22 protein-coding genes are annotated in these 22,185 nt (G+C 63.3%); 8 read left to right on the forward strand and 14 right to left on the reverse strand.

Annotated elements, in window-relative coordinates; genetic code table 11:
• The first annotated feature begins 67 nt into the window (after positions 1 to 67).
• The 4 genes from MESOP_RS19190 (at position 68) to MESOP_RS19205 (ending at position 4,601) form a co-directional block, all read left to right on the forward strand.
• The gene (locus tag MESOP_RS19190; protein ID WP_013895002.1) at positions 68 to 2,131 is read left to right on the forward strand and encodes a prolyl oligopeptidase family serine peptidase; all 2,064 of its coding nucleotides are present in this window, start codon (positions 68 to 70) and stop codon (positions 2,129 to 2,131) included.
• Positions 2,132 to 2,256: 125 nt separating this feature from the next.
• Entirely contained in the window at positions 2,257 to 2,382 is a 126-nt protein-coding gene (locus tag MESOP_RS19195; RefSeq protein ID WP_041164190.1) for a hypothetical protein, read from the forward strand.
• 49 nt (positions 2,383 to 2,431) lie between these two features.
• A complete protein-coding gene (locus tag MESOP_RS19200; protein ID WP_013895003.1) occupies positions 2,432 to 3,811 on the forward strand; it encodes an aspartate aminotransferase family protein in 1,380 nt (459 codons plus the stop codon).
• A 145-nt stretch (positions 3,812 to 3,956) separates the two neighbouring features.
• Positions 3,957 to 4,601, forward strand: a complete 645-nt coding sequence (locus tag MESOP_RS19205; protein ID WP_013895004.1) for a cytochrome c oxidase assembly factor Coa1 family protein — start codon at positions 3,957 to 3,959, stop codon at positions 4,599 to 4,601.
• A gap of 290 nt (positions 4,602 to 4,891) precedes the next feature.
• On the opposite strand, the gene mmsB is transcribed toward MESOP_RS19205, so the two are convergent.
• The 3 genes from mmsB to MESOP_RS19220 all read right to left on the reverse strand — a co-directional run bounded on the left by mmsB (position 4,892) and on the right by MESOP_RS19220 (position 7,423).
• A complete protein-coding gene (gene mmsB, locus MESOP_RS19210) occupies positions 4,892 to 5,776 on the reverse strand; it encodes a 3-hydroxyisobutyrate dehydrogenase (RefSeq protein WP_013895005.1) in 885 nt (294 codons plus the stop codon).
• 90 nt (positions 5,777 to 5,866) lie between these two features.
• Complete coding sequence (locus tag MESOP_RS19215; RefSeq protein ID WP_013895006.1) at positions 5,867 to 6,235, reverse strand: four helix bundle protein; 369 nt, start codon at positions 6,233 to 6,235, stop codon at positions 5,867 to 5,869.
• 21 nt (positions 6,236 to 6,256) lie between these two features.
• On the reverse strand, positions 6,257 to 7,423 hold the full coding sequence (locus MESOP_RS19220) for an isobutyryl-CoA dehydrogenase (protein WP_013895007.1): 1,167 nt from the start codon (positions 7,421 to 7,423) through the stop codon (positions 6,257 to 6,259).
• 143 nt (positions 7,424 to 7,566) lie between these two features.
• Between MESOP_RS19220 and MESOP_RS19225 the strand changes: the two genes are divergently transcribed.
• Both MESOP_RS19225 and MESOP_RS19230 read left to right on the forward strand, forming a co-directional pair.
• A complete protein-coding gene (locus MESOP_RS19225; protein ID WP_013895008.1) occupies positions 7,567 to 8,181 on the forward strand; it encodes a dimethylsulfonioproprionate lyase family protein in 615 nt (204 codons plus the stop codon).
• A gap of 3 nt (positions 8,182 to 8,184) precedes the next feature.
• Positions 8,185 to 9,660, forward strand: coding sequence for a cobyric acid synthase (locus tag MESOP_RS19230; RefSeq protein ID WP_013895009.1), 1,476 nt, complete (start codon positions 8,185 to 8,187; stop codon positions 9,658 to 9,660).
• A gap of 7 nt (positions 9,661 to 9,667) precedes the next feature.
• Here MESOP_RS19230 and MESOP_RS19235 read toward each other — a convergent pair whose 3' ends face one another.
• The 4 genes from MESOP_RS19235 to MESOP_RS19245 all read right to left on the reverse strand — a co-directional run bounded on the left by MESOP_RS19235 (position 9,668) and on the right by MESOP_RS19245 (position 12,158).
• A complete protein-coding gene (locus MESOP_RS19235) occupies positions 9,668 to 10,087 on the reverse strand; it encodes a VOC family protein (RefSeq protein WP_013895010.1) in 420 nt (139 codons plus the stop codon).
• A gap of 128 nt (positions 10,088 to 10,215) precedes the next feature.
• The gene (locus MESOP_RS19240; protein WP_013895011.1) at positions 10,216 to 11,046 is read right to left on the reverse strand and encodes a helix-turn-helix domain-containing protein; all 831 of its coding nucleotides are present in this window, start codon (positions 11,044 to 11,046) and stop codon (positions 10,216 to 10,218) included.
• Between the two features lie 103 nt (positions 11,047 to 11,149).
• The gene (locus MESOP_RS33820) at positions 11,150 to 11,320 is read right to left on the reverse strand and encodes a hypothetical protein (protein ID WP_013895012.1); all 171 of its coding nucleotides are present in this window, start codon (positions 11,318 to 11,320) and stop codon (positions 11,150 to 11,152) included.
• Positions 11,321 to 11,372: 52 nt separating this feature from the next.
• Positions 11,373 to 12,158, reverse strand: a complete 786-nt coding sequence (locus MESOP_RS19245; protein ID WP_013895013.1) for a TSUP family transporter — start codon at positions 12,156 to 12,158, stop codon at positions 11,373 to 11,375.
• 115 nt (positions 12,159 to 12,273) lie between these two features.
• Here MESOP_RS19245 and MESOP_RS19250 point away from each other — a divergent pair, with 115 nt between their 5' ends.
• Positions 12,274 to 12,705: a TerB family tellurite resistance protein gene (locus MESOP_RS19250; RefSeq protein WP_013895014.1), complete on the forward strand. Its 432-nt coding sequence runs from the start codon at positions 12,274 to 12,276 to the stop codon at positions 12,703 to 12,705.
• A 15-nt stretch (positions 12,706 to 12,720) separates the two neighbouring features.
• On the opposite strand, the gene MESOP_RS19255 is transcribed toward MESOP_RS19250, so the two are convergent.
• The 5 genes from MESOP_RS19255 to MESOP_RS19275 all read right to left on the reverse strand — a co-directional run bounded on the left by MESOP_RS19255 (position 12,721) and on the right by MESOP_RS19275 (position 19,316).
• The gene (locus MESOP_RS19255; RefSeq protein WP_013895015.1) at positions 12,721 to 14,343 is read right to left on the reverse strand and encodes an ABC transporter ATP-binding protein; all 1,623 of its coding nucleotides are present in this window, start codon (positions 14,341 to 14,343) and stop codon (positions 12,721 to 12,723) included.
• The gene (locus tag MESOP_RS19260; RefSeq protein WP_013895016.1) at positions 14,340 to 15,209 is read right to left on the reverse strand and encodes an ABC transporter permease; all 870 of its coding nucleotides are present in this window, start codon (positions 15,207 to 15,209) and stop codon (positions 14,340 to 14,342) included. The genes MESOP_RS19255 and MESOP_RS19260 overlap by 4 nt, the downstream gene beginning before the upstream one ends.
• On the reverse strand, positions 15,206 to 16,153 hold the full coding sequence (locus tag MESOP_RS19265; RefSeq protein ID WP_013895017.1) for an ABC transporter permease: 948 nt from the start codon (positions 16,151 to 16,153) through the stop codon (positions 15,206 to 15,208). Before MESOP_RS19265 ends, MESOP_RS19260 begins: the two co-directional genes overlap by 4 nt.
• A 244-nt stretch (positions 16,154 to 16,397) precedes the next feature.
• Positions 16,398 to 17,876 (reverse strand): ABC transporter substrate-binding protein, encoded by a 1,479-nt coding sequence (locus tag MESOP_RS19270; protein WP_013895018.1) that lies wholly within the window; start codon positions 17,874 to 17,876, stop codon positions 16,398 to 16,400.
• 159 nt (positions 17,877 to 18,035) lie between these two features.
• Positions 18,036 to 19,316 carry an acetylornithine deacetylase/succinyl-diaminopimelate desuccinylase family protein gene (locus MESOP_RS19275; RefSeq protein ID WP_013895019.1) on the reverse strand — a complete coding sequence of 427 codons (1,281 nt, stop codon included), beginning with the start codon at positions 19,314 to 19,316 and terminating at the stop codon, positions 18,036 to 18,038.
• A 226-nt stretch (positions 19,317 to 19,542) separates the two neighbouring features.
• On the opposite strand from MESOP_RS19275, the gene MESOP_RS19280 reads away from it, so the two are divergent.
• A complete protein-coding gene (locus MESOP_RS19280) occupies positions 19,543 to 19,971 on the forward strand; it encodes a L,D-transpeptidase (protein WP_013895020.1) in 429 nt (142 codons plus the stop codon).
• Positions 19,972 to 20,135: 164 nt separating this feature from the next.
• On the opposite strand, the gene MESOP_RS19285 is transcribed toward MESOP_RS19280, so the two are convergent.
• Positions 20,136 to 21,119 (reverse strand): lipid A biosynthesis lauroyl acyltransferase, encoded by a 984-nt coding sequence (locus tag MESOP_RS19285; RefSeq protein ID WP_013895021.1) that lies wholly within the window; start codon positions 21,117 to 21,119, stop codon positions 20,136 to 20,138.
• A 13-nt stretch (positions 21,120 to 21,132) separates the two neighbouring features.
• Positions 21,133 to 22,161, reverse strand: a complete 1,029-nt coding sequence (locus MESOP_RS19290) for a zinc-binding dehydrogenase (protein ID WP_013895022.1) — start codon at positions 22,159 to 22,161, stop codon at positions 21,133 to 21,135.
• Between the last annotated feature and the right edge of the window lie 24 nt (positions 22,162 to 22,185).

A 22,185-nucleotide genomic window follows, 5' to 3' on the forward strand; every position in this document is an offset into this window, starting at 1 on the left:
CGCAGCTATTGAATATCGGACAAGGCATGTCGATGTTGCATGCCGAAGCATGACTATCGGAGATTCCATGACCAAACCTATCGCCAAGCCAGACTCCAGCACGGACGATCCCTTCCTCTGGCTGGAGGACAGGACCAGCAAACAGTCGCTGGACTGGGTGCATCGTCAGAACGAAGTCACGGTTGGGCAATTGCAGGGCGATCCGTCCTACCAGGCATCGTTCCAGACCGCGCTCGACCTGATGACGGCCGAGGACAACATCGCCGTGGGTGCGGCAATCGCCGGCCATGTCTATAATTTCTGGCAGGACAAGACCAATGCGCTCGGCCTGTGGCGCCGCACAACCGTCGCTTCCTACAAGACCGAGAAGCCGGAGTGGGAAACGATCATCGACTTCGACCAGCTCGCGGCGAAGGAGGGGATCAAATGGGTGTTCAGCGGCGCCAGCCGGCTCTATCCGGAGTTCAGCCGCTGCCTGCTCTCAATGTCGCCGGATGGTGGCGATGCCAGCGAGATGCGGGAGTTCGACATCGAGACCAAATCGTTCATCGAGGGCGGATTCCGCGCGCCGGCCTCGAAATCGGGATTTGGCTGGCTGGATAAGGACACGGTCATCGTCTCAGCAGCCTTCGAGGAAGGAGACAAGACCGAGTCCGGCTATCCGCGCGTGGTCAAGCTCTGGAAGCGCGGCACCAGGCTCGAAGACGCGGCGCCGATCTTCGAGGCGCAGAAGGAAGATCTCGCCGTCGGCGCCGGCGTCGAGTTCGACGGCGAGAAGCGTCATCTGTTTCTGGCGCGGACACTCAATTTCTTCGCATCGCACAGTTTCCTGCATCTCCCGTCTGGCGAAAACAGGCGCATCCCGCTGCCGGACGACGTCACCGACACCGCGCTTTTCAAGGACCAGATGGTGTTCGGGGTGCGCACCCCTTGGACGGCGCCGGATGGCACGGCCTGCCAGCCGGACGGGCTCTATTCGCTCGATTTCGCGCACTGGATCGAAACCGGCAGCCTTGGCGCCATCGAGACCTTGCTCGCGCCGGCGCATCGCGTGTCGATCGCGGGCCTTGCCCGCACCCAGGACCGGTTGTTCGTCAGCCTGATGGACAATGTGCGCGGCAAGGTTCTCGTCTGCGAACGCAAGGACGGCGCCTGGTCGCTGAAGGCGGTCGCTCTGCCTGAAAACGGCACGGTCGGCATCAGTCATGCCGAGCATTTCGGTTCCAGCGTGTCCTTCTCCTTCACCGATTTCCTGACACCGAGCTCGATCATCTGGTCCGACGACGATGGCGCGACGCTTGAAACCGTGAAGTCGCAGCCAGCACGCTTCGATGCCTCGCCGCTGATTTCGGAGCAGTTCGAGGCGCGCTCGAAGGACGGCACGATGATCCCTTATTTTGTCGTCCGGCGGCGCGACCAGAAGGGGCCCGTGCCGACGTTGCTCTATGGCTATGGCGGCTTCGAAGTGCCGTTGCTGCCCGGCTATGCCGGCGTGCGCGGCAGGCTGTGGCTGGAGAAGGGCAACGCCTATGTGCAGGCCTGCATCCGCGGCGGCGGCGAATTCGGCCCGGCCTGGCATCAGGCGGCGCTGAAGGGCAAACGCCAGAACGGCTTCGACGATTTCGCCGCGGTCGCCGAGGACGTCGTCCGCCGCGGCATCGCCACGGCTGCCTCGCTCGGCATCCAGGGCGGCTCGAATGGCGGCTTGCTGACCGGCGTTTCCCTGACGCAGCGCCCCGAACTCTTCGGCGCCGTCATCGTCGAGGTGCCGCTGCTCGACATGCTGCGTTACACGCAATTGCCGCCGGGCGCCTCGTGGATGGCCGAATATGGCGATCCGTCGAAGCCCGAAGACGCCAAATGGCTTTCCGCCTATTCGCCCTACCAGCATGTCGATGCGGACGTCGCCTATCCGCCGGTGCTGCTGACCACATCGACGGCGGACGACCGGGTCCATCCCGGCCATGCGCGCAAGATGGCGGCCCGGCTGCAGGAGGCCGGTCACGCCAGGACGCTGTTCTTCGAGGAAACCGAGGGCGGGCATGGCGGGCGCGGCGACCGTCGGCCTCAAGCGATGCAGACGGCGATGAAATATGTATTCCTGCAGAGGGCGCTAAGCGGCAAGGCCTAGCCATATCCCGTCATCCGCCAGGCAAAGGGTGGTCGAACCACCCTTTGCCCTGAATCCCTTTTCTTGGCGATTCCGGACCGAAAACCGTTTCACACTTTTCATGGATTTGCTCTAAGGTGCCTGCCATGGCTCTCGCTAGGCTATCAGCTCGCGCATTCCGGGTTGCGGTGACACCGTCATCGCGCACGCTGCGCGCCGAGCTTTTGCGGCTGTGCGCCCGCATCGGCTATTCGCCGCCTGCCATCCTCTGACGACTTCGCCCCGGCGCCAGCCGGATTGAATCCAGAGGAAAGATCAGACATGACCTATCAGAATTATTCGCTGAAGCAGCTTCAGCAGATCGACGCCGCGCACCATCTGCATCCCTTCACCGACCACAAGGAATTGCGTGAGGCGGGCGCGCGCATCATCACCCATGCCAACGGCCCGTTCATCTACGATTCCGAAGGAACGGAACTGCTGGACGGCATGGCCGGCCTGTGGTGCGTCAACATCGGCTATGGCCGCGACGAACTGGCGGAGGCCGCCTATGCGCAGATGAAGGAGCTACCCTACTACAATTCCTTCTTCAAATGCTCGACGCCGACGCCGGTGCTGTTGTCCAAGAAACTGGCTGAAATCGCACCGAAGAACGTCAACCAGGTCTTCTATGGTTCCTCCGGCTCGGAGGCGAACGATACGGCGCTACGACTTGCCCGTCACTACTGGGTGCTGGAAGGCAAGCCGGAGAAGAACCGCGTCATCTCGCGCAAGATGGCCTATCACGGCTCGACCATAGCCGGCACCTCGCTCGGCGGCATGGATGCCATGCACAAGCAGCTCGGCGGCGCTGTGCCCAACATCGTCCATGTGATGATGCCCTATGCCTATGAGCTGGCGCTGCCGGGCGAAAGCGATCACGATTTCGGCCTGCGCGCGGCCAAGGCCGTGGAGGATGCCGTCCTGGAGGCCGGCGCCGATAAGGTCGCTGCCTTCATCGGCGAGCCGGTGATGGGGGCGGGCGGCGTGAAGATACCGCCGATGAGCTACTGGCCGGAAGTGCAGCGCATCTGCCGCAAATACGATGTGCTGCTGATGCTGGACGAGGTCATCACCGGTTACGGCCGCACCGGCGAATGGTTCGCCGCCCAGACCTTCGACATCGAGCCGGACACCATCACCACGGCCAAGGCGCTGACGTCGGGCTATCAGCCGCTGTCGGCGCTGCTGGTCGGCGACCGCATCACCTCGACGCTGGTCGAGAAGGGCGGCGAGTTCAATCACGGCTACACCTATTCCGGGCACCCGGTGGCCTGCGCCGTGGCGCTGAAGAACCTGGAGATCATCGAAAGGGAAGGCCTGGTCGAGCGGGTCAGGAACGACACCGGGCCGTATTTTGCCAAGGCCCTGCAGGAACGCATCGCCGGGCATGATCTGGTCGGCGAGGTGCGCTCGATCGGCCTGATGGGCGCGATCGAGATCGTCAAGGACAAGGCGACCAAGGAACGGTTCCTGCCGTCGGGAAGTGCCGCGGTGACCGTGCGCGACCATGCGATCGCCAACGGCATGATGCTGCGCGCCACCGGCGACACGATGATCCTGTCGCCGCCGCTGATCTGGAGCCGCGACACCATCGACATGGCTTGCGAGCGTATCGGCAAGGCACTGGACCTGGCGCAAGCGGATCTGCGCAAGCGATAAGATATTGCAGGCGTCCCGTGGTTCGGGACGCCTGCCATCCGCCCTGAGCCGGTCTCTTGTTCGTCTTTCGCCGATGGGCCAAGGGTTCCGGTCATCGGCGCTATCGGCTACAAGCCGTCGAGGCCGTTCGCCGAAGGGAGACTTGATGGCAGGACAACCGCTCAACCAGCCGGCTGAAATTCCGGCCGAGCTCGACCGCTGGAACTGGGGCGCCTTTTTCCTCAACTGGATCTGGGGTATCGGCAACAGCACCTTCATCGCGCTGCTGGCGCTGATCCCGTTGGTCAACATCGTCATGATCATCATACTCGGCGCGCGCGGCAGCCGCTGGGCCTGGCAGAATCGTGCCTGGCGCGACGCCGAACAGTTCCGCAAGACGCAGCGGAACTGGGCGATCGCGGGACTGGCGGTGTGGGTGGTTGGCATCGGCGGCTGCGCGACGATGGTCGGCAGCATTCCTTTCGTTCTGAAAAGCAGCGACGCCTATCACATGACCATGGATGCCATTCGCGCCGACACGCGCGTGAAAGCCGCCATCGGCGAGGAGGTGACCGACAATTTCTGGGTCGGAGGCAATCTCGACGTCAATGCGAATGGCGCGGGGGATGCCCAGTTCAGCATTCCGGTCCATGGCGCCAAGGGCAAGGGCACGGTGTATTCGCACCTGGTTCGCAAAGCCGGCTCATGGAGCACGCGCCTGCTCGTCGTCAGGGTGGACGGGGAGGACGCGCCGATCGTACTGACCAACGAAGATCACGTTCCGATCCCGAACGCGGCAATCGGAATATAAATTTCGGGAGCGGCAGAAACGCAAAAACCGCGCTCCATCGGGAACGCGGCTTTGCCAGATACGCAGGCGCTTCGCTACGCAAACAATTTGCGAAACTTTATGGGCACTTGTCGAACTTACGGGCTCCGGTACGCGAGACCTGATCCGGAGCGCCGGGCGGAAGTGATATGTCCGCCTCGCCATCCGTTTTATAGGGACATCGTTACCGCGGAGTTATCGAGAGCTTAAGCAAATCTAAATTTACGGTTTTTCTGGCTGGAGAATCCAGAAGAGCCAATTACATCAGTTGGTTATGCGGGGTTCCCGCGCAAAAAATTAATTATGCCGGAGAAATCGGCGCCGCCGTTCCCTTGAGCGTTGAACAGGGCGTAGAGTTGGGCGGCCTCGGCGCCCAGCGGCGTCACGGCGCCGGAAGCCTGTGCGGCTTCCTGCGACAATTTCAGGTCTTTGAGCATCAATGCGGCTGCAAACCCTGGCTTGTAGTCCCTGTTGGCCGGCGAAGTGGGCACCGGGCCCGGCACGGGGCAATAGGTGGTCAGCGACCAGCACTGGCCGGACGATGTCGAGGCGACGTCGAACAGCGCCTGGTGCGACAGACCGAGTTTTTCCGCCAGCACGAAGGCTTCGGCGACGCCGATCATCGAAATGCCGAGGATCATGTTGTTGCAGATCTTGGCCGCCTGGCCGGCGCCGTCGCCGCCGCAATGGACGATGCGGCCGGCCATCGGCTTCAGGATCGGCTCGGCGGCGGCGAAGGCATCGTCTGAACCGCCGGCCATGAAGGTCAGCGTGCCGGCCGCCGCACCGCCGGTGCCGCCCGAAACGGGCGCATCGATCGACAACAAGCCATTCCTTGCGGCTGTCGCATGCGCCTTGCGTGCCGATTCGACGTCGATTGTCGACGAATCGATGAACAGCGCGCCCTTTTTTGCCTTAGGCGCGATGTCCTCATAGACCGACAGCACGTGCTTGCCGGCCGGCAGCATGGTGATGACCACATCGGCATCCTTCACCGCGGCCAAGGCGTTCGCCATGACGACGACGCCGTGCTCGCGCGCGACCGTCAAATTCTCCGGCACCAGATCGAAGCCATGGACGGCATGCCCGGCCTTGACCAGATTGGCAGCCATCGGATTGCCCATGTTGCCGAGGCCGATGAAGGCGATGGTGGTCATAGTGGCGCTCCGTGATTTGGGTAAGTAGGCGGTAGGCAGTAGGCAGTAGGCAGTAGGCAGTAGGCAGTAGGCAGTAGGCAGTAGGGCGATCTATTCGGGTGCAAGTTTTATTATAAGCTGGCGAAGCATTTTTCCGATGGCCTCGGTCGCTAACAGTAGCTGATTGGCTTGATCATGTGTGGCAAGGCCAATCCGCTCTGCGATCTGGAGGTGTGTCTCGAGCTCCTTCGTCGAACCTTGGGCTATCCTGAGAAACTGTTGATAAGAGCCTCTGTTGTCCCGACCATAACCTTCGGCGATGTTTGCAGGGATAGATGTCGCTGAACGACGGATCTGGCTGGTCAGTCCGTACAATTCCTCTTTGGGCCACGTCTTGGTCAAGAAATAGGCGGCGATGGCCAGGTCCATCGACTGCTGCCATACGATAAGATCCTTGTATGAATTGATCTTGCCGGTCATCTTTGCCTACTGCCTACTGCCTTACCGTCCGATTAGCGCCCGCGCGATGATGACGCGCATGATCTCGTTGGTGCCTTCGAGGATCTGGTGGACGCGCAGGTCGCGCACCAGCTTCTCGATGCCGTAATCGTGCAGATAGCCGTAGCCGCCGAGCAGTTGCAGCGCATCGTTGGCGACGTTGAAGCCGGTGTCGGTGACGAAGCGCTTGGCCATCGCCGACCATTTGCCGGCATCAGGCGCCTTGCGGTCGAGCTTGGAGGCAGCCGCATAGAGGAAGATGCGCGCTGCCTGCAACTCGGTCTCCATGTCGGCCAGCCGGAACTGCAGCGCCTGGAACTGGTTGATCTTCGAGCCGAAGGCCTTGCGCTCGGCGGTGTAGGACAGCGCCTTGTCGAGTGCCGACTGCGCACCGCCCAGCGAACAGGCGGCGATGTTCAACCGGCCGCCGTCGAGCCCGGCCATGGCGATACCGAAACCGGCGCCTTCGCCCGACAACAGGTTCTCCGCCGGCACCTTGCAATCCTCGAAGATGACCTGGCGCGTCGACTGCATGTGCCAGCCCATCTTGTGCTCGTTGGCGCCGAAGGAGAGGCCGGGAGCATCCCTGGGCACGATGATGGTGGAAATGCCTTTCGGACCATCGGCGCCAGTGCGGACCATGACAGCATAGACATCGCTGTCGCCGGCGCCCGAGATGAACTGCTTTGTGCCGTTGAGGATGTAGTCGCCGCCGCTTTTCACCGCACGCGTCTTCAGGGCCGCCGCATCGGATCCGGAACCCGGCTCGGTCAGGCAGTAGCTTGCCAGCCATTCCATCGAGGTGAGCTTGGGCAAAAAGCGCTGGCGCTGCTCGTCATTGCCGAAACGGTCGATCATCGATGCCACCATGTTGTGGATCGAGATGAAGGACGAAAAGGCCGGATCGGCGTGCGACAGCGCCTCGAAGATCAGCACGGCGTCGAGCCGGCCGAGCGCGGAGCCGCCGACATCGTCCCTGATATAGATGCCGCCGAGGCCGAGCGGGCCGGTCTCGCGGATCACATCGGCGGGGAAATGTTTTTTGCGGTCCCAGTCGAGCGCATTCGGCGCGACGCGGTCGGCGGCGAAGGCCCGTGCCATCTCCTGGATGGCGCGCTGTTCCTCATTGAGTTCGAACTGGCTGGTGCTCGCATCGACCGCAGCGTCCATGGCGTGCTCCCTTGTGCTGGCCAGCTAGCCCGCTGGCCTGTCGTTTTTGGCTTTGCGCGCGCACCAATCTAGACCAATGATGCCGTCGCGCAACCCGACCCGCCGCGGAGCGGCTGTGCACGAATGCATGTCCGGAGTGAGATGTGACGACAAAATTCGAAGAACTGCTGGGGCGGTTCCACGCCTATCTCGCTTGCGTGGACAACGCGCTGGTGCGCGAGGCCGTGGCGGGCATCGGCTGGGACATGCCGGCTCGTCCACTGGCGGCACATCCGCTCGCTTGCCTTCGCCATCTCGAACGTGCCGCCGAACTGGCGCCCCCGGATGCGAAGCCTCTGGTGCGATGGGTTGCCGGGCAACGCGGCAATCTGCATTGGGGGCAGACCTACAGCGAGTCGGACTTCGGCAGCGCGTTCGTCGACAATTACGGCTGGCTGGAGGTATTCGGCACACGTGGCCATTTCGCCAATGACGAGGCTGCGGCCGGCCTGCTGATCCTTGGGCCTGATATCGTCTATCCCGACCATCATCACGTCGCCGAGGAAATCTACATTCCGTTGACCGGCGGCACCGAGTGGCGCATGGGCGAGAGGGGCTTTCGCAAGCGGGAGGCCGGCGAGATCGTTCACCACGCTTCCAATGTGAACCACGCCATGCGCACCGGCCAGGAGCCCCTGCTGGCGCTCTACATCTGGCGCGGTGGGCCTCTGGCGCAGAAATCCGAGATCACCGGAACCGTGGCGCAGGGCAGGGGCTGAACCATGGCCAAAGCCATTATGCTGCAGGGCACTGGTTCTGATGTCGGCAAGACCGTTCTGGTCGCTGGGCTGTGCCGGGCCGCGAAAAAGCGCGGGCTGAAGGTGCGGCCGTTCAAGCCGCAGAATATGTCGAACAATGCTGCCGTCGCCGACATTCCCGGCAACAACAACCATGGCGGTGGCGAGATCGGCCGCGCGCAGTGGCTGCAGGCGATCGCGTGTGGGGTCGCGCCGTCAGTCCACATGAACCCGGTGCTGCTCAAGCCGCAGACCGATGTCGGCGCGCAGGTCATCGTGCAGGGCAAGGTGTTCGGCGAGGCGCGGGCGCGCGACTACCAGGCGCTGAAGGGCCGGCTGATGGATGCCGTCCTGAATTCCTGGGGCAAGGTCGGCGAGGACGCCGATCTCGTCATCGTCGAGGGCGCCGGATCGCCAGCCGAAATCAACCTCAGAAGCCGCGACATCGCCAATATGGGCTTTGCGACGCGTGCCAACGTGCCGGTGGTGCTCGTCGGCGACATCGATCGCGGCGGCGTCATCGCCTCGGTTGCCGGCACGCATCTGATCCTGCCGGAAGAGGACCGACGCATGATCGTCGGCTACCTCATCAACAAGTTTCGCGGCGATGTCTCGCTGTTCGATGACGGCCTGAAGGCGATCGAAAAATTCACCGGCTGGCGCTGCTTTGGCGTCGTGCCGTGGCTGAAGGCGGCGGCGCGGCTGCCCTCGGAGGATTCGGTGGTGCTGGAACGGCTGGTGTCCGGCGGGAAACGCGCGCTGAAGGTGGCGGTGCCGATGCTTGGGCGCATCGCCAATTTCGACGATCTCGACCCGCTGAAAGCCGAACCGCAGGTCGAAGTGGTGTTCGTGCCGCAGGGAAAGCCGTTGCCGGCCGATGCCGGGCTGGTGGTCATTCCCGGCTCCAAGTCGACGATCGGCGATCTCCTGAAATTCCGCGAGAATGGTTGGGATCGGGATCTAGCAATGCATCGCAAGCGCGGCGGTCACGTCGTCGGCATTTGCGGCGGCTTCCAGATGCTGGGCCGGGTGGTGCGTGATCCCGAGGGCATCGAGGGCAGCGTCACCGAGGCCGAAGGGCTCGGCCTGCTCGACATCGAAACGGTGATGGAGCCGGAGAAGACCGTGCGCAATGTCAGCGCGCGATCCGTTCCGTTCGACCTGCCGCTCGAGGGCTATGAGATCCATCTCGGCCGGACCACCGGCCCGGACACGATGCGACCGTCGGCGATCATCAATGGTGTCGAGGACGGTGCTGTTTCCACCGACGGCAAGGTGCTGGGCACCTATATGCATGGCCTGTTCGGCGCCGACGGCTTTCGCGGAAAATTCCTCGAAAGCCTTAGCGTCAAAGGCGGCGGCATCGATTATCGCGCCGACGTCGAAGGGGCGCTGGACGAGGTGGCGGCCGAGCTGGAAGCCCATCTCGACTGTGACGCGATTTTTGGGCTGGCTCGGTAGAGCGGCGCTACGCTTCTTCTCCCGCCTTCGGCCAATACGTCCCGAATGACCAGACATTGCCTTCCGGGTCGCGGCAGATGAACTCGCGGCTGCCATAGTCGCGGTTGGTCAATTCCTGGATGATCGTGGCGCCGGCCTGCCTGGCCTTGGCATAGGCTGCATCGGCGTCGTCGACGGCGATGTAGATCGATTTGCCGCCGCCTGTGCCGGGCTCGCCGACCATCTTGCCGTAATCGTCGTCTCGCACCGTGCCCAGCATGATCATCGAGGAGCCGAAGACCAGTTCGGCATGGTGCACGACATCGCCTTCGCCATAGCGGGCGCGGACGGTGAAACCGAAGGCTTCGCAGAGCCAGTCGATCATTTTCGCCGCGTTTTTATAGCGCAAGGCAGGGTAGAGGCGAGGGGCTTCGGTGGTAGTGGGCATGGGAACCTCCTTCATCTGAACTAGTCGATGCATTCAGTTTGTGCATGTCGTTGTTCCAAAACCACTACGCACTTTTGGGCGACATGCATCACTCTCGGCGAGGACGGTTCCAGCGTCTTGAAGAAATGTTACCTGGCCGAAACCGCCGTCGGCGTCTCGCCGGCAAGGTCGCGGAATTCGCGCACCAGATGCGCCTGGTCGGCATAGCCGCAATCGGCAGCGATATCCGCCCAGTGGGCCGCGGGCTGCCTCGACAGGCCGAGCGCCCGGTTGAAGCGGACGATGCGCGACAGCGTCTTGGGGCCGATGCCGATCGCGTCGGAGAATTTTCCCGCCAGGTGCTTGCGGCTCCAGCCCAGCCTTTCGGCGAGCGACGCGATGCGGGTCCGGCCGCCGGAGGCGATGATGCGGTCATAGGCCCAGGCGATTTCGAGCGGTGTTTGCGCCGCACTCGTCAGACGGGCGGCGACGAAGGCTTCGGCGATGTCAAAACGCGTCGTCCAATCCTGTGCATTGCCAAGCCTTTCGCGCAGCGCCACGCCTTCGGTGCCCAGCACGTCGTCGAGCACGACCATGCTGTCGGTCAGTTCGCTCATCGGCAGCCGGAAGAACCGGCGCGCGCCAAGCGGCGTGAAGTTGACCTGGACGCAGCAGGCGGCGCCGAAGGATTCGATCAGCACCGGCCCGGCGAAAAGGCCGGCAGCGAAACTGGCGAAGCGGTCGTTGTCGCCGGGTGTCTTGCCGAGGCCGATGGCGAAGGGCTCGGCGAAGCTGATCACCAGCGGCACGGTGAGCGACGCGTATTCGACGTTGTGGAAATGGCCGGGCGCCGTTTCGCGATAGCCGCAGATGTCGGACACGATGCCCTCGAGTGCAGTGTCGGGAAGGCGCCGACGCATCTCGAACCGCCCGGCGACCGAGCGGTCCTGTTCCTTCCGGCGCTGCATCTCGATCGGCATCGGTCATCCTTCCGCCAAGGCAAATCTAGCAGAGCCTTGACCGGAATCAAAAGCGCCCGGCTTTCGGCCGGGCGCTCTCGGTCCCCACTTTGCGGGAAACTTGTCAGGCGCCGCGCATCAGGCAACCGGCGGCGAGTACGATGTAGGCGATGAGAACAATCCACACCGATGCGATTGGAATGAACACAAGAATGCCAAGCGCGGCGAGAATGCCGATGATGGCAATGACTAGGGAAATGATGAAAACAATCTGGGTAGGCGCGCTGAGATTCATGTCTGGCTCCTCCAACATGATTCGAACAGCCTCATTCTATCAGGGCGTGTAGTCACACACCAATCATGACACGCAGTGGGTTGGCCGGGTCGGCCAGCAGCTTCACCGCCAGTGCCAGGCAGACGATCACCAGCAGCGGCTTGATCAGTCTGGCGCCGATGCGCATGGCCAGGCTGGCGCCGACGCGGGCGCCGAGGAACTGGGCAACGCCCATCATCAGGCCGATCTTCCAGGAGATGACGCCGACGGCGGCAAAGATGATGAAGCCGCCGATGTTGGACGCGAAGTTGAGCAGTTTGGTATGCGCCGTAGCCTTGAGCACGCCGTAGCCGGCGAGCGCGACGAACGCCAGCATATAGAATGAGCCGGCGCCGGGCCCGAACAGGCCGTCATAGAAGCCGACTGCCGGCACCAGGGTCAGTCCAAACAGGAATGGCGACAGGCGTTCGGCGCGGTCGACGTCATTCATGTTGGGCTTGAGCGCGAAATAGAGCGCGATGGCGATCAGTATCAGGGGCAGCAGGGCGCGCAGGAGATCGCCCGGGACGATGGTGGCCAGCAAGGCGCCTACGGCGCCTCCGGCCAGCGCCAGCAGCGCCGACGGCAATTGCCGGCGCAGGTCGACATGGCCCTTGGAGGCATAGTGAATGGTCGCCGACCCGGAGCCGAACATGCCTTGCAGCTTGTTGGTTCCAAGCGCCTCGACCGGCGAGAAACCGGCCAGCAGCAGAGCGGGAATGGTGATCAGTCCGCCGCCGCCGGCAATCGAATCGACAAAGCCCGCCGCAAAGGCGGCGAAGGCGAGCATGGCAACTGTCTGGATGCTGAGATCGATCATCTGATCCGTGGGAGCGTCGGTCGGCCGAGATAGCGGCGTTCGATCACGACCGCCCCATTTGCGCAAGGCCGATTCCGCGCTAACTCTAGTGGAGAGGAATCGGAAAGGGGCACCGATGGCATTCGCATTGCTGGATCAGATACGTTCGATCTTCGACGGCGACCCCGGTGTGCGCAAGGTGGCGGACGATCCCGTCCTGTCGGCTGAACTTCTGATGCTGTTCCGCATGATCCTGGCTGACGGCACAGTCAGCGAGAGCGAGATGGTGGCCTTCCGGCGCATCTGCAAGGACGCCTTCGGCATCCAGGAGAGCAGCATCGACAGCGTTATCGAATATCTCAACGAGTTCGGCTACGAGACCAACGGCTCGCAGGCGATTGCACTGTTCCGCGATCTCGACGTCGAACGGCGCAAGCAACTGGCCCAGCATATGGCCGAGATTGCCAAGGCGGATTCGCAACTGGCCGAGACCGAGGTGCGCCTGCTGCGCCGTACGCTCGATCTGCTCGACATCAGTCCAGTCGATGTGGTGAAGCCGGAAGAGTAGGGGCGAACCGCCTTCTTAACCTTGCTCCTGCATCCGGCGCGCGATTGCCCTGTGCAGGTCCGGGGCGGCGGCAACCAGCGCCCTGGCGGCCTCGGATTGCGGATGATCGAGCACCTCGTTCGTCCTGCCGCGCTCGACGATCTTGCCGTCATGCATGACCAGCACCTCGTCGGTGATGGCTCGGGCGACGGTCAGATCGTGGGTGATGAAGAGGTAGGCGATGCCGAGCTTCTGGTTGAGTTCGGCGAACAGATCGAGGATCTGGGCGCGGATCGAGACGTCGAGCGCCGAGACCGGCTCGTCGGCGACGACCAGCTTGGGGCGGGTGATGATGGCGCGCGCGATCGACAGGCGCTGGCGCTGGCCGCCCGAAAATTCGTGTGGGTACTTGTCCATGTCGCGTTGATCGAGGCCAACCTCGTGCAGCGCATGCGCCACCATTTCGCGGCGCTCGGCGCGGGTCGGTTTCTTCTCCAGCACATGCAGCGGCTCGGCGACCAGCCTTTCCACCTTCTGGCGCGGATCGAAGGAGCCATAGGGATCCTGGAAGACAACCTGCATGTCGCGTCGCGCCGGCTTCAGCTCTGCTTCGCGCTTGCCGGTGATGGTGTCGCCGCGAAACCGGATCGTGCCGGCGCTTGGCCGGTCCAGTGCCAAGATCATCCGGGCGAGCGTTGACTTGCCGCAGCCGGAGCGGCCGACCAGCGCCATCGATTGACCCGGCGCCATCGACAGGGAGACATCGTCGACGGCGCGGATGTCGGGCGCGCGCCTGAACAGCGCGGCGCGCCGGCCGGCATAGTCACGGGTCACGTTCTCGACCTGAAGCAAGGGCTTGCCTGTTCCAGCGCCATGCGGCTTGGCGCGCGCCGGCACATGCATGGAGGCTTGCGCCAGCTGGCGCGTATAGGGGTGGAGCTGTTCGGACAGCGTGCGCACCGTGTCGCCGGCCTCCATCACCTCACCATGGCGCAGGATGGTGATGCGGTCGGCCATCTCGGTCACCACGGCGAGGTCGTGCGAGATCAGCAGCAGGCCCATGCGGCTCTCCGCCACCAGATCGCGCAGGAGGTCGAGGATTTGCGCCTGCAGCACCACGTCGAGGGCCGTTGTCGGTTCGTCGGCGATCAGCAGCTTCGGCCTCAGCGCACAGGCGATGGCAATGACGACGCGCTGGCGCTGGCCGCCGGACAGCTCGTGCGGATAGCGCGACAGTGGGAATTTTGCCGAGGGAAGGCCGACGCGGTCTAGCATTTTTCGCGCCCGCTCCTCAGCTTCCGCGCGTGTGGTCCTGGTGTGCCAGCGTATGCCTTCGGCTACCTGTTCTCCGATGGTCTTGACCGGGTTGAGAGCGGTCATCGGCTCCTGGAACACCATGCCGATGTCGTCGCCGCGCAGCGCGCACATCTGGTCCTCCGTTGCGGCGAGGATATTTATCCCATCGAAGGTGACGCGCCCTGTGGCGCGCGCGGCGTGGGGCAGAAGCCGCATCACCGTCAGCGCGGTCATCGATTTGCCGGAGCCGGATTCGCCGACCAGCCCCATGACTTCGCCTGATGCAAGGGAGAGTTCCACGCCTTTCAGGATCGGCGTGTCGCCGATGGCGAGCGACAGGTTCTCGATCTCCAGCAGGCTCATCGCTGCCGCCGCGATTTCGGGTCGAGAATGTCGGCGATGCCGTCGCCCAGGAGGTTCAGGCCGAGCACGGCAACGACGATCGCCATGCCGGGAAAGATCGCCATCCACGGCGCCACCACAATGCGGGTCTGGGCGTCGAACAGCATGCGGCCCCAGCTTGGCATTGGCGGCTGCGCGCCGAGGCCGAGATAGGAAAGCCCGGCTTCGGCCAGGATGCCCAGCGCGAACTGGATGGTGCCTTGCACCAGGAGCAGCGTGGCGATGTTGGGCAAGACATGCTCGATCGATATCTGCGTGCTGCTTTTTCCCGCGGCGCGCGCGGCCAGGATGAATTCGCGCGGCCAGATCGCCAGCGCGCCGGCCCGGGCGACCCGTGCGAACACCGGGATGTTGAAAATGCCGATGGCGATGATGGCGTTGACGGCGCCCGGCCCGAAGATGGCGGTGATCATAATGGCTGACAGCAGTGCGGGGAAGGCGAAGACGAGATCGTTGATGCGCATCAGCGCCTCGTCGACGAGACCGCCGCGCGCCGCGGCAAAGGCGCCGAGCGGCACGCCGACGCTCATGCCGATGCCGACCGCTACAAAAGCCACCGCAATCGAATTGCGGGCGCCGACCATGGTCATCGACAGGATGTCGCGGCCGAAATGGTCGGTACCGAACCAATGCGCCAGCGAGGGCCCCTGCGTCTTGTCGGCTATGACCAGCTTCGTCACGTCGTAGGGCGTCCAGACATAGGAGACGATGGCCATGGCCAGGATGAGCAAGGTGATGACGAAGCCGGTGACGAAAGCGGTGTTCCGGAATGCCTTGGCCAGGATGGTGCCGAACGTTTCCTCGGGAATTTCGATGTGCAGGGTCATTGCCGGCTTCTCAGGCGCGGGTCGACGACCGCATAGGAAAGATCGACGATGAGGTTGACGGCGATCACGGTGGCGACCAGCAGCATGACGACGCTTTCGACGACGATCAGGTCGCGCTGGGTGATCGCCTGGAACACCAGGCGGCCGAGGCCGGGGAGATAAAAAACATTCTCGATGATGATGGTGCCAGCAAGCAGGAAGGCGAATTGCAGTCCGAGTATGGTCAGCACCGGGATCATGGCATTGCGCAGCGCGTGCCGCCAAAGTACGGCGCGATAGGGCAGGCCCTTGGCGCGGGCGGTGCGGATGTAATCCTCGTTCAGCACCTCGATCAGCGCCGAGCGGGTGACACGTGCCAGGATCGCCGCTTGCGGCAAGGCAAGCGCGACCGCCGGCAACAGCAGCGATTTCAGCGCCGGCCAGACACCGGCTCCCCAGCCGGGAAAGCCACCGGCCGGAACCAGGCGCAGCCAGACCGCGAAGACATAGATCAGCATCAGCGCGAACCAGAAATTGGGCACGGCGACGCCAAGCTGCGCCGCGCCCATCGCCACGGTGTCGCCGGCCCGTCCGCGCCGGCTGGCGGAAAACAGGCCAACCGGAATGGCGATGACCGTGGACAGCACAAGCGCGATCAGCGCCAGCGGCAACGACACGGCAAGCCGTTCGCGCACGAGATCGATGACCGGCACCGAATAGGTATAGGAGCGGCCGAAATCGAGGCTGAGCAGGCCGCCGGCCCAATGCAGGTAGCGCCAAGGCAGCGGTGCGTTGAGGCCCATCTGGTTGCGCAGCAACTCGACCTGGTCGGCGCTGGCGTTCATGCCCAGCATCAGCCGGGCGGGGTCGCCGGGGAGGATTTCCAGCACGGCGAACACCACCATGGAAGCCAGCACCAGCATGGCGAGCGCGATGGCGAGGCGCTTGAGGAGGTAGGCAGTCATGGGCGGCGGCGGAGCCCTGTTGCAAACGGGCGAAGGTCGAGTTCCCGCGCACCCCCCTCTGTCCTGCCGGACATCTCCCCCGCAAGGGGGGAGATCAGCAGTTTCTGTATCGTCGACCAGTGTTCAACGTCGGCGATTGGCGAAAGCATAAAGGAGGACGCAATCTCCCCCCTTGAGGGGGAGATGCCCGGCAGGGCAGAGGGGGGTGTGACAGAGCGCAAGTTCCGCCAGACAGCCTGAGTGTTCACTCGCTCCACTTCACCTTGGTCAGGTCGTTGGCCTGGATCGGTGCGTTCTCCCACAACCCTTGCAGCTTGGCGTCCCAGACGCCGACCTTCGGCAATTCGTAGAGGAAGCCGACCACGGCGTCGTCGGCCAGGATCTTCTGCGCCTGTCCGAGCAACTCCTTGCGCTTGGCCGCGTCGGAGGTGAGGTTGAGGTCGGCGATCACCTTGTCGAAGGCCGAATTGTCGTAGTTGAAGTAGTAGTCCTTGCGCGAATAGATATCGATGTCGTTGGGCTCGGTGTGGGAGACGATGGTCAGGTCGTAGTCCTTTTTGGTGAACACCTGGTCCAGCCACTGCGCCCATTCGACCGGCAAGATCTCGAGGTTGATGCCGACGTCGCGAAGCTGCGAGGCGATGATCTCGCCGCCGAGCCGCGCATAGGCGGGCGGCGGCAGCTTCAGCGTCGCCTTGAAGCCGTTCTCCAGGCCTGCTTCCTTCAGCAATTCCTTGGCCTTGGCGACATCATGCGGATAGCGGCCGGTGAGATCGACATAATCCTTGTTGGCCGGCGACATGTGCGAGCCGATCGGCTGGCCGAGGCCGGCCGAGGCGCCGTCGATGATCGCCTTGCGGTCAAGCGCGTAGGAGATCGCCTGCCTGACCTGCAGCTTATCGAAAGGCGGCTTCTTGTTGTTGATCGAGAGGATGGTTTCGCCCTCGGTCGAGCCGATCACCACCTTGAAGCGCGGATCGTCCTTGACCTGCGCCAGGCTGTCGGGATCGAAGAACGGGAAGGCCTGGATGTCGCCGGAAAGCAATGCCGGAACGTTTGCGGCGGCATCCGGCACGATGCGGAACTCGACCTTGTCGAGGAATGCCGGCGTGCCCCAATAGTGGTCGGCTTTCACCAGCGTGATCGACGATCCCTTGGCCCAGCCCTGGAACTTGAACGGACCGGTGCCGATCGGGTTCTCCTTGTTGGTGTCAGCCGATTTTGGCGACACCATCACCGCGTCGCCCCAGCCCATATTGTAGAGGAACGATCCTTGCGGGTTCTTCAGCGTGACCTTGACCGTCGCCGGATCAATGACATCGACCTTGTCGATGGCCGCGAACAGGTTCTTCTGAGCATTGACCGAATTGTCGGCGCGGGCGCGGTCCAGCGAGAATTTCACGTCGTCGGCGCTGAAGTCGGCGCCGTCGTGGAATTTCACGCCGGTACGCAGCTTGAAAGTGTAGGCCTTGCCGTCGTCGGAAATGGTCCAGCTTTCGGCCAGGTCCGGCAGCACTTCGCCATTCGGGCCGATGCGTGTCAGGCCCTCGAACACATTGGCGTAGAGCACCTCATCGATGGCGGCGGCGGCGCCGGCGGTCGGGTCGAGATGCGGCGGCTCGAGCGGAATGCCGATGACAAGGTCGGTGCGCGCGGCAAAGGCCGGGCTTCCGGCGGCCAGTGCCAGGACGGCCGCGGCCAGAATGGTTTTCCACAATCTCATCGTGCACTCCCATGCGTTCAGACGCGTGCTCAAACCGGGCGATAGAAGCGTGATTTCGCGCGGGAGTAAATTGCGTTTCGTGCTGCCGGGCGTCGTGGTTGGGAAAGTTTTTCTCCCGGCGGCCGTTTCGATCGGTCGAAGCTTGCCCGGCGGGAGGCCTCAGCCTGCGGCCGTGCCGCGCAGCAGCACGTTCAGCCCGATCGCCATCACCTTGGCCGATTCCACCATGTCCGATATCCCGACCCACTCATCCGGCCGATGGGCAAGATCGAGAATGCCGGGTCCATAGGCGATGCAATCATAGATGTGGCCGATGCGGGCAATATGCTTCTGGTCGTAGGTGCCGGGTGAAATGACGTAGTCCGGCTCGCGGTCGAAGATCGCGTGAATGCCTTGCGCCACGGCCTTGACCACGGGCGCGTCGCGCTCGGTCATCAGCGGCAGCACTTCCATCAGGTCGCGTATCTCGTAGTCGAACTTTTTGCGCTCGCGCTTCAGCCGGTCGAGAATGCCGGTCACCTCGCCTTTCACCGTGGCCAGATCCTCCTCGAGCAGGAAGCGGCGATCGATGGTCAGCCGGCAGGAATCGGGTACATTGGGCGAGGGCAGGCCGGGCCGGAAATCCTCGGTCTGGCCGCCATGAATGGAATTGATGTTCATGGTCGAGCGCCTCGCCCCTTCGGGCACCACCGGCATGCGCGTCATCTTGCGGTCAAGCGCGGGGAACAACTCGTCCTCGAAAGCTTGCAGTACAGCGCCCATATGGCGCACCGCGTTGTCGCCGAGAAACGGCATGGAGCCATGCGCGATCTCGCCCTTGGTCTCGATTTCCGCCCACCAGACGCCGCGATGGCCAAGGCAGATGCGGTCCTTGTTGAGCGGCTCGGGGATGATGACGTGATCGACCCTGGGCTTCGAGAAGTAGCCGAGCCCGGCCAGATGGGCGACACCGCCGAAGCCGCCGGATTCTTCGTCCACCGTGCCCGATATCTCGATGGCGCCGGGAAAGTCGGGGAATACTTCCATGAAGGCCTCGACGGCAATGATGGAGGCGGCGAGCCCACCCTTCATGTCGCAGGCGCCGCGGCCGTAGACCTTGCCGTCCTTGACGACGCCGGCGAAGGGATCGACGGTCCAACCATCGCCGGCTTCGACGACGTCGATATGCGAGTTGAAGTGGACGCAGGCGCCTGGAGAGCGTCCGTCAAATCGCGCGACGACATTGATTCGCGGATAGCGATCCGTATCGCCGGGCGTGCCGTCGGCGCGGATGAATTCCGTCTCGAAGCCGCGCTTCTTCAGCCGCGCACCGAGATATTCCGCGCATGGCCCATAGGCTTCGCCGGGCGGATTGATGGTCGGAAAACGGATGAGGTCGGCGGTCAGCGCAACGACATCGTCGCGCTTGTTGTCGATTGCCTTGAAGAGTCGCTCGTTCATACGACGAGTTGAGCAGCGATATCGGCGGTTTTGCAAGCCCGCTGGCGATCAGGCCGGTGCGGCGTGTCGTTGCGGCAACTATCGCGGGAAATCGTTCAAATTCTCTGCTTTGGATTGGCCAATTGGTCAACGAGTGTGTGTTACTTCATTCACCTGCCATTAAAAAGATGAAAAGCATCGTGATGGCAGGCAGGCAAGCAAGGGGCAATCAAAGGGGTTTGATCGCATGAAAAAGACAGTTCTCATGGCGGCCGTATTTGTCGCGATGCTGTTCGGCGCTTCGGGGCAGGGCTGGGCAGCCAGCCTCGTGGCGAACATAGACGTATCTTCGCAGACGATGACGGTCCGGTATGGGCTATCGGTTTACACGTGGAGCGTGTCGACCGCGCGCACTGGCTATTTCACGCCGCGCGGCAGCTATCGGCCGCAACGCACGGCCCGGATGTGGTATTCGCGCAAATACCATATGTCGCCGATGCCGTATTCCGTGTTCTTCCATGGCGGCTATGCCATCCACGGAACCGGTGCCGTCAGGCAGCTCGGCCGCCCGGCTTCGCATGGCTGCGTGCGGTTGCACACGGCCAATGCCGCGGCCTTCTATTCGATGGTGCGGGAAGTGGGATTCGGCAACACGCGGATCGTCGTCACCAACTGAGCGCCTGATTTCGCCGGTACATGGTCGGCTGGCGTAGAACGGATGTTCTCGCCTGCGACCTTGCTTAAAGCGCGTCGCGACGAAACAGGTTCATGCGACGCGCTTTAAATCTTTGCTTATGCATCTCGTTCGCCCAAAACCAGATCAGTTTTGGGCGACATGTATTAGGTGTTTGCGACTGAAGCCGGCTTCGGGCGCTGTTTGCGACGCCAGTTGCTGATCTCCCACCTTTTGTGGAACCACATCCACTGGCCGGGATCCTCGCGCACCCAGCGCTCGACCACGTCATTCAGCATCTGGGTGGTGGCGTGGACGTCGACGCTGCCGTCGGCGGTGCGCGGCAGAACCAGCTTGTCCTCGATCTCGAGCCGGAAGCGGTTGCCAGGCAGCCGGACGCAGCGCGCCGGATAGACGTCGCAGTCGTAGTGGCGGGCGAGCGTGCCCAGCACGCGGTTGCTCTGGCAGGGACGGCCGAAGAAGGTCGTCTCCAGGCCGTTGGAGAATTTCTGGTCGACAAGGACGCCGATATTGCCGCCGTTTTCCAGGACGCCCGCCAATGCGAACGAGGCGCCGGCCATCGACGGCAGCAGGGAACCCATGGTCGAGCGGCGCGTCGAGAGGATGTAATCGGCAAGGTAGGGGTTGTTGGGCGGGCGAAACAGCGCCGTGATGTTCATGCCGAAGGTCGCGGCAGCCACCGGCAGCAGTTCGAAATTGCCGAGATGGCCGGTGAAGACGATATGCGGCTGCTTTTCGGCGGCTATCTCGACGAAGTGCTCCGTTCCCTTGACCTCGACGCGGCCCGGCTTGCTCGAGGCGGGGTCGTAGTCGAACAGGGCGTCGAGAAAGATGTATTCGGCGGCCAGCCGGGCCATGTTGCCCCACATGTCCGACGCAATGGCCTGGATCTCGCTTTCGCTCTTTTGCGGGTAGGCCTTGCGCAGATTGTCGATGGCGACCTGATGACGCCCGACCCAGGGGCCGATGCGGCGCGCGACGCGGTCGGCGAAATTCAGCGCGGCGTCGACCGGCAGCAGGCGCAGTATCGAGATGATGATCATCGCGGCGCGCGCAACCAGCCAGTAGTTCACCTGGCGCAGCTGCCTGCCGTAGCGAAACCTGAGATCGCGGCGAAACTTCTTGAGCACCGAAGTCAAGGCTCTAGACGACGCGCAGGATGATCTTGCCGAAGACGTCGCGGCCTTCCATGCGCTTCAGCGCCGCATCGATGTCGTCGAAGCCGACCTCGGTGTCGATGACCGGCGAGACCTGGCCCGCCGCCATCTTCTGCATGGCGTTGGCCATGTTTTCCATGCGGCAGCCGAAGGATCCCAGCAGTTTCAGCTGCTGCTGGAACAGCTGCATCAAATTGATCTGTGTCGACACGCCCGACGTCGAGCCGCAGGTCACCAGGCGGCCACCGCGCTTCAGGCACAGCATCGAGCCGGCGAAAGTATCCGCGCCGACATGTTCGAAGACGACGTCGACGCCTTTCTTCTTGGTCAGCTTGCGCACGACGCCTTCGAAACGGTCGTCACGGTAATTGATGACATGGTCGGCGCCGAGCGCCTTGGCCTTGTCGATCTTGTCGTTGGAGCCGACCGTGGTGATGATCGTGCAGCCCATGCGCTTGGCCAGCTGGATCGCCGCCGAGCCGATGCCGGATCCGCCGGCATGGACCAGGATCGTCTCGCCGGGCTGAAGCCTGGCGTTGTCGAACAGCATGTGCTCGACGGTGCCGAAGGTCACGGGCGCCACCGCGGCCCCGATATCGGTCACGCCGGGAGGTGCGGGGACGAGCAGACGCGCCGGCAGGTTGATCTTTTCCTGTGCGAAGCCGTCGAGGTGGAAGCCGTGAACACCCGAAACATGCTCGCAGAGATTGTCGCGGCCTTCGCGGCAGGCGCGGCAGAGGCCGCAGGTGCGCGCACCGTAGATCGACACCAGCTGTCCGGGCAGCAGGCTGGAAACACCTGGGCCGACCGCCTCGACCTCGCCCGAGGCCTCGGCGCCGACGACCAGCGGCAGCTTGCGCTTGGCGAAGGCCATGCCGCGCCAGCCCCAGACGTCGATATGGTTCAGCGCCACCGCCTTGATGCGCAGCGTGACTTCGCCGAGCGCGGGTGGCGGCGGGGGCGGCAGGTCCACCGTTTCAAGACGGCGATCCTCGATAAGTTGCAGTGCGCGCATGAGGCCTGTCGGTTCTGTATGGCT

Source organism: Mesorhizobium opportunistum WSM2075 (assembly GCF_000176035.2).
GTDB lineage: Bacteria > Pseudomonadota > Alphaproteobacteria > Rhizobiales > Rhizobiaceae > Mesorhizobium > Mesorhizobium opportunistum.